We start from the raw sequence: 6,156 nt of genomic DNA, 5'->3' as shown, positions 1-6,156 counted from the left end.
CCCCCCCCCCCCCCCCCCCCCCCCCCCCCCCACTTCTCTTCATCAGGGGAGGTAAACCTTACATCGGGCCCTTGTCTCCCGGCTTGCCGGGCAGTTCCTCGGGGAAGAGCTCATATTTGGCCTGCTTGTCCGCCTTTACGAACACGCGCTCGCGGATGATCGAATCCTCGGCCCAGTTGAACATGAAGATCGGCGTGCCCTGCGGGATGTTGGAGAAGCGCTTGTTGATGATGAGCGCTCCCGGATATTCCGTCAGCCCGACATTGTAGACGTTTTCCGTCGAGATCTTCTGGAATTTCCGCATCAGCTCGGCGCGTTGGTCGTTATCCTGCGTCGAGACGAATTTGTTGACGATGTCGACGAGGTCCTTCTCGAACGGCATCAGGTCGACCTCGCCGCTTTCCGGCGCGCGATGGTTCCAGCTGGTCTTCGGCCCGACCGGAGCGAGCTGCTCGGTGTTCTGCACCACGGAGGTGAGCTCCTGGTCGTTGCGCCGGATCAGCCAGTCGAAGCGGCCGGAATACTGGATCGCGTCGCGCTGCGTGCCGTTGACCCCGTTGAGCACCACCCGCAAGCCCAGCTTTTCCATCTGCGCGACCACGCCCTCGGCAAGGCTCTTGTCGGTGGTGTAGTCGTTGTTGACCAGCATGACGATCTCGACATCCTTGCCGCCGGCGGTGCCAGCCGGGAAGTTCACGATGCCGTCCCCGTCCGTGTCCTTGAGGCCCGCTTTGGCAAGCAAAGCCTTGGCGCCCTCGATGTCGAACGGATAGTAGACCGTCGATTTGCGGTCATAGAAGCTGGTGCCCGACGAGAAGCCGCCGGGATAGATGGCGGTGAACGGACCCTTGACGAGGGAGTCGCCCAGCGCCTTGCGGTCGAGCGCCATGGTGACGGCCTTACGGAAGTCCTCGTTGCGGTTCAACTCGCGCACCGCCTGGCTGCGCTCGTCCGGATTGCCCCAGCCATTGGCGGAGAAATTCATGCGCAGATTGTAGCCGATCAGGCGTGGCCCGAAGGCAAGCCTGGCCGGCGCGTTCTTGTCCGCCGCGCGCTTCAGCGACGCGACGAAATTTTCCGGCTGCTCTAGGTTGGAGAAGTCGCCCGAGCCCGCCACCGCCTGCACGTCGCGGTCGGCCCAGGTCGAGAGCTTGTATTGCAGCTCGTTGAGATAGGGCAGTTGGTTGCCCTTCTCGTCGACCTTCCAATAGTAGGGGTTGCGGCGCATGACGATGATGTCGTCGGCCCGGTACTCGACCGGCACCCAGGCGCCCATCACCGGCATGTTCATGAACTCCGGCGGGAAGGCGTTCTTGAACTGGTCGTAGGTGTTCTTCGAATATTTCGGATGCTGCGGCTTCAAGATGTGCGAGGGGCCGGGGCAGAAGGTGCCGTAGGCCATGGCGTAGAGATACTGCCGCGGGAACGCGTCCTTGAAGGTCCATTCGACCGTGTAGTCGTCGATCTTCTTCAGCGTCGTGCCGACGCCGAAGGTCTCGGGCGTCGCGCCGTTGAGCGGCGACACGTTCGGATCGACCACCTCGTCGTCCCAGTAGAACATCACGTCGTCGGCGTTGAAGGCAACGCCGTCGGACCATTTGGCGCCTTCGATCAGGTGCATGGTCAGCTTGTGGCCGTCCTTCGACCACTCCCAGCTCTTGGCAAGGTTGGGCAGCGGCTCTGTGTCCTTGGCCTCGACCTGGAACAGCGGCGCGGTGCGCGTCAGGCATTCGGAAAGGCCGATGTCGATGCCGCCCCAGCCTTGCGTCTGGCCGGCGCCGTAGTTCCAGCCTTCCGGCCGGCCGCCGATGACATGGCGCATCGTGTCGCCATAGACGCCGATGCCGTCCGGCATGTTGCCGGTCTTGAACACCAGAGGCTCCTTCGGCAACCGGTCCTTGACCGGCGGCAGCTTGCCGGCCTTGACGTATTTTTCCGTCACCCAGTCCGGCTCGTGATATTCGGGCAGCGCCTTGAACTCCAGGATGGAGTCGCGCGCCACGAACTTGATCTTGCCTTCGGCCGGGAACGTCGCCGGCTCGGGCGGGATCGTCGCTTCGGACGCGAAGGCGTTGAGCGCATGCGCCGAGACGCCGAGCATCAGCCCGGCGGCAATGCCAGCCTTAAGAAAATTCCTCATAGTTCTCCTCCCAGATGATTGGACGTCTGCTGCTGCCCGCCTCTTGTTCCAGATGGCTGATCCGACGGATGTGCCTCCCTGCAGTCCGCCTGCTTGTCTCGGATATCAGCCGGCCTGTTTCAGTGCCGCCTTTTCGGCGCGCAATTCCTCGATCGAGCGCACGCTGCGGCGCGCCGCGCCCGCCCATTCGCGGGTCTTGACCTTGGATTTCGACAGCCGCTCTTTCGCCGCTGGAACAGCGCCGGCATATTGCGGCAGCCATTGAGCCTGGGCGACGACCATCTCGTCCACCATCTGCCAGACTTCCTCCGGCGTCGACACGGCGCCCACCAGCGGGTCATGCAGCACGGCGAGCTTCAAGAGATCGATGTCGCCGGAAATTGCCGCATGCACCGACATGCGCTGGACATTGATGGAGGACATGCAGGTGGCCGCGCAGGCTTCGGGCAGTGTGATGCCGGCCGCCATGTTGATGCCGAAGCGATCGACGAAGCCGGGCGATTCGATGATGGCGTCCTGCGGCAGATTGGTGATCACGCCATTGTTCTTGACGTTGAAGTGGCCGCGATAGACCCGGTTGGTCTCCAGCGCCTCGAGGATGTGGCTGGCATGCTCGTTGGAGCGCTTGGCCGGATCGATCGGCTTCGACGCCGCTTCGAGGAATTGCGGATACTCCGTCTCGAACCAGTTGCGGGTCTCCGTCGAGTAGCGCAGATAGCCGCCGGTCTCGCCATGGATCCAGTCCGACATGTCGATCCAGCGCGTGATCTCCTCGGGGCGCTTGCGGTACCAGGGCAGATATTCCGACAGATGCCCGTTGCTTTCGGTCGAATAGACGCCGAAGCGCTTCAGCACGTCGATGCGCAGCTTCTCCTGCTTCGAATAGACCGGATGCGCCTCGAAGGCGGCGATGAGCTCGTCCTTGCCGATCGCTCGCCCGTTCAGCTTGAGCTCGATGAACCAGGTCTGATGGTTGATGCCGGAGCAGACATAGTCGAGTTCCTTCGGCGACTTTGCGCCAAGCACCTCGGCGATCTGTTCGGCGCCGTGCTGGACGCCGTGGCAGAGCCCGACCGTGTCGACCTTGCCGTATTCGATTGCCGCCCAGGTGTTCATCGCCATCGGGTTAGCATAGTTGAGGAATTTCGCGTTGGGGTCGGCGACCTCGCGTATGTCTTTGCAGAAGTCGAGGATCACCGGGATGTTGCGCTGGCCGTAGAGGATGCCGCCGGCGCAGATCGTATCGCCGACGCATTGGTCGATGCCGTATTTCAGCGGGATGCGGATGTCGTCGGCATAGGCTTCCAGCCCGCCGACGCGCACGCAGCTGATGATGTAGCGCGCGCCCTCCAGCGCCTCGCGGCGGTTGGTGGTCGCCGTCACTTTCGTCGGCAATTTGTTGGCCTCGACGATCCGGTCGAGGATCGCTTTGATCATCGCCAGATTGTGCTCGCTGAGGTCGGTCAGCGCGAATTCGATGTCTCTGAATTCCGGCACGCACAATATGTCGGTGAACAGCTTCTTGGTGAATCCGACGCTGCCGGCGCCGATAATAGCGATTTTGAAGCTCATCACCTTCACCTCGATCCAACTGAATGCTAGGCAAGGAGCAACAGGGGAGGATTTGGCCGCGCGCCATCGCGCGCATGCCAATCAAAGCCGGGAAATCCGGCCTTTTCTCCTCCCGCCCGCTCCTCGACCGCGGGTCTTTCGCGTTCTGAGAAGCTGGATTATGCCGTTATTGGCGGGCGCCGCCAGAGAAGGATTATGCTTTCGAGGGTAATTTTGTGCTACGCGATCTGATCACCAACGGGCAGGTGATGCGTACGGTCTCGCTGCCGCGCGGCCGCCAGCGCCTGCATGCCATGCCGACCAGCACCGGCTATGAGGTGCGCGAGGACGAGATCTACGATTGGGATGGGCGAAAGCGCGGCCAGACGCCCTTCACCGTGCTCCAGCACACGATCAGCGGCAACGGCGAACTGCGCTACGAAAACCGCAACTATCGCCTGCAGGCCAACGACACGCTTCTGGTGCTGGTGCCGCACAATCATCGCTATTGGCTGAGGCAGGGCGACCGCTGGGAGTATTTCTGGATTTCGATGAACGGCGAGGAAGCGCTGCGCATCCACAAATCCATCCTGAGCGTCTCCGGACCTGTATTGCGCCTGCAGCGGACGACCATCGATCACCTCGCCGATTGCAGCCTGCGGCTGATAAAGGGCGCGGCTTCGCCCGGGATGGCCTCGGCGATCGCCTATGAGGCGGCGATGGCGCTTTACGACGACGTCTTCGGCTCGCATGCTTTCGCCGAGAAGCTGAGCGCCATGCAGCCGGTCATCGACCACATCAACGCCAATCTCGACAAGCCGCTGCCGGTGTCGGAGCTGGTCGAGATCAGCGGCCTCAGCCGGGCGCACTTCTCGCGCTGCTTCGCCGAGAGCGAAGGCTTGCCGCCGGCCGAGTTCGTGCTCCAGCAGCGCCTGCAGCGCGCCGCCAAGCTGCTGACCAAGGCCGATTTCCTGCCGGTCAAGGAGGTGGCCGTGCTCTGCGGTTTCGAAGAGGCGAACTATTTCTCGAAGGTCTTTCGCCGCTTCTACGGCATCACCCCGACGCAGTTCCGCACCACCGGCATGTATGCCAGCCTCGGCAGCCTTCGCTGACGGCTAATGCATGTCGCCAAGAAGTGTGCAGCGGTTCTGGGACAACGACATGCATCAAAACAAAGGCCTACTGCCTGCGGTGGTCCAGTGCCGTCGAAGCGGTGTTGACCGGGTCGGCCGCCGCGAAGGCCTCGTCGATCTGCTCGGGCGTGCGCTGCTCGGTCCGCTTCCAGGCGACATATTGCACGATGCCGAAGCTCGGCCGCTGCGGCACCGTCTTCACCACCGGCATCCGGAACCCGTCGCGGAACTTGTCCCAGCGCGCGCCGAGCACCGCGACCATCTCCTCGACGGTCGGCGGCGTCGCCACATCGGCATAGGTGATGGTGACCTTGCCGGCCAGCGCCGCCTGGCGCGACAGCGGCACCGGGATCGAGGCGAGATAGTCGGTCGGCACGTCGATCAACCCGCCGAACGCCCACTGCTTACGCAACTCATCGCCGCTCATCGGCGCGACGGAAACATCGATGTCGTTGGGCGTGCCCGGCACCCGATATGGGCAGCGGAGGCGGCCGCAATTGGCTTGCGCCGAAAACTGCCAGAGCGAATAGCCCTGCCAATTGCCCATCGGGAAATGCACGTCGATGTCCGGCTTGTAGCGCGCATACCAGAGCGGCAGCCGCGACAACAGACGATAGGTGTAGCGGTTGTCGGCGATGTACTGCGCCGTCTTGCCGTTGACGTAGAGCACCGGGAAGCGGCCGAGGCGGCGATGCACCTGGCGCACGAATTCTTCGGCGTCCTCCAGCGACATCCATTGCGCCGGGTCGATGCCTTCGATGTCGAGCGCGATGAGATCGTCCGGCGAGGGGTCGGCGAAATCGATGAAATTGTTGGCCTGCTCGAGCGGGTTGCCCGGGCGGGCAAGGTGATAGGCGCCCCATTTCAGGCCGAGCGCCTTGGCCACCACCTTGCGCGTCTGGAACAATTCGCGCGTCACCGCATAGCGCTTCCACAGCGCCTTGCAGAGTTTGACGTCGGTGTCGCCGCCGAAACAGAAATAGGGCGGCGGCAACCCGTCCGAGGCCTTGTTGATGAAGCCGACGATGCGCTTGTCGGTGACAAGCTGCTGCCAGTCGATGGAATTGTATTCATAGGCGTCGATGACCAGTGCGCGGTCGGCATTCTTCCAGGGCTCGGAGAAATCCGAGGCCTGTGCCGCCGTGCCCAGCGCAACCGCCGCCGCGAGAAGCGCCAGGCGGCGAAGAGGGCGCGCCGGCTTTTTCAATCAGGGTGTCCCCACTGACCAGGGAACGATCCTGAACCGCTATGGTTAAGGAATTGCTTCGGGACGCGGGTCGATCATGGCTCAAGTGCGTTGGGTGGTATGGGGTAGGCCTCCGCGCCTGGCAC

Annotated in this window: 4 protein-coding genes; 1 reads left to right on the top strand and 3 read right to left on the bottom strand. The window is 62.9% G+C overall.

Going from position 1 to position 6,156, the window contains the following annotated elements; translation table 11 throughout:
• Window positions 1-58: 58 nt before the first annotated feature.
• Window positions 59-2,140, bottom strand: coding sequence for an ABC transporter substrate-binding protein (locus FJ988_RS15070; RefSeq protein WP_140818957.1), 2,082 nt, complete (start codon window positions 2,138-2,140; stop codon window positions 59-61).
• 105 nt (window positions 2,141-2,245) lie between these two features.
• Window positions 2,246-3,712, bottom strand: a complete 1,467-nt coding sequence (locus FJ988_RS15065) for an alpha-glucosidase/alpha-galactosidase (RefSeq protein WP_140818956.1) — start codon at window positions 3,710-3,712, stop codon at window positions 2,246-2,248.
• 248 nt (window positions 3,713-3,960) lie between these two features.
• Between FJ988_RS15065 and FJ988_RS15060 the strand changes: the two genes are divergently transcribed.
• On the top strand, window positions 3,961-4,803 hold the full coding sequence (locus FJ988_RS15060) for an AraC family transcriptional regulator (RefSeq protein WP_140818993.1): 843 nt from the start codon (window positions 3,961-3,963) through the stop codon (window positions 4,801-4,803).
• 67 nt (window positions 4,804-4,870) lie between these two features.
• On the opposite strand, the gene FJ988_RS15055 is transcribed toward FJ988_RS15060, so the two are convergent.
• Window positions 4,871-6,031, bottom strand: coding sequence for a glycoside hydrolase family 25 protein (locus tag FJ988_RS15055; protein ID WP_140818955.1), 1,161 nt, complete (start codon window positions 6,029-6,031; stop codon window positions 4,871-4,873).
• Window positions 6,032-6,156 lie beyond the last annotated feature (125 nt).

Source organism: Mesorhizobium sp. CU3 (assembly GCF_006442965.1).
In the GTDB taxonomy this organism is placed as follows: Bacteria; Pseudomonadota; Alphaproteobacteria; order Rhizobiales; family Rhizobiaceae; genus Mesorhizobium.
This window is presented reverse-complemented; position numbering and strand designations above follow the sequence as displayed.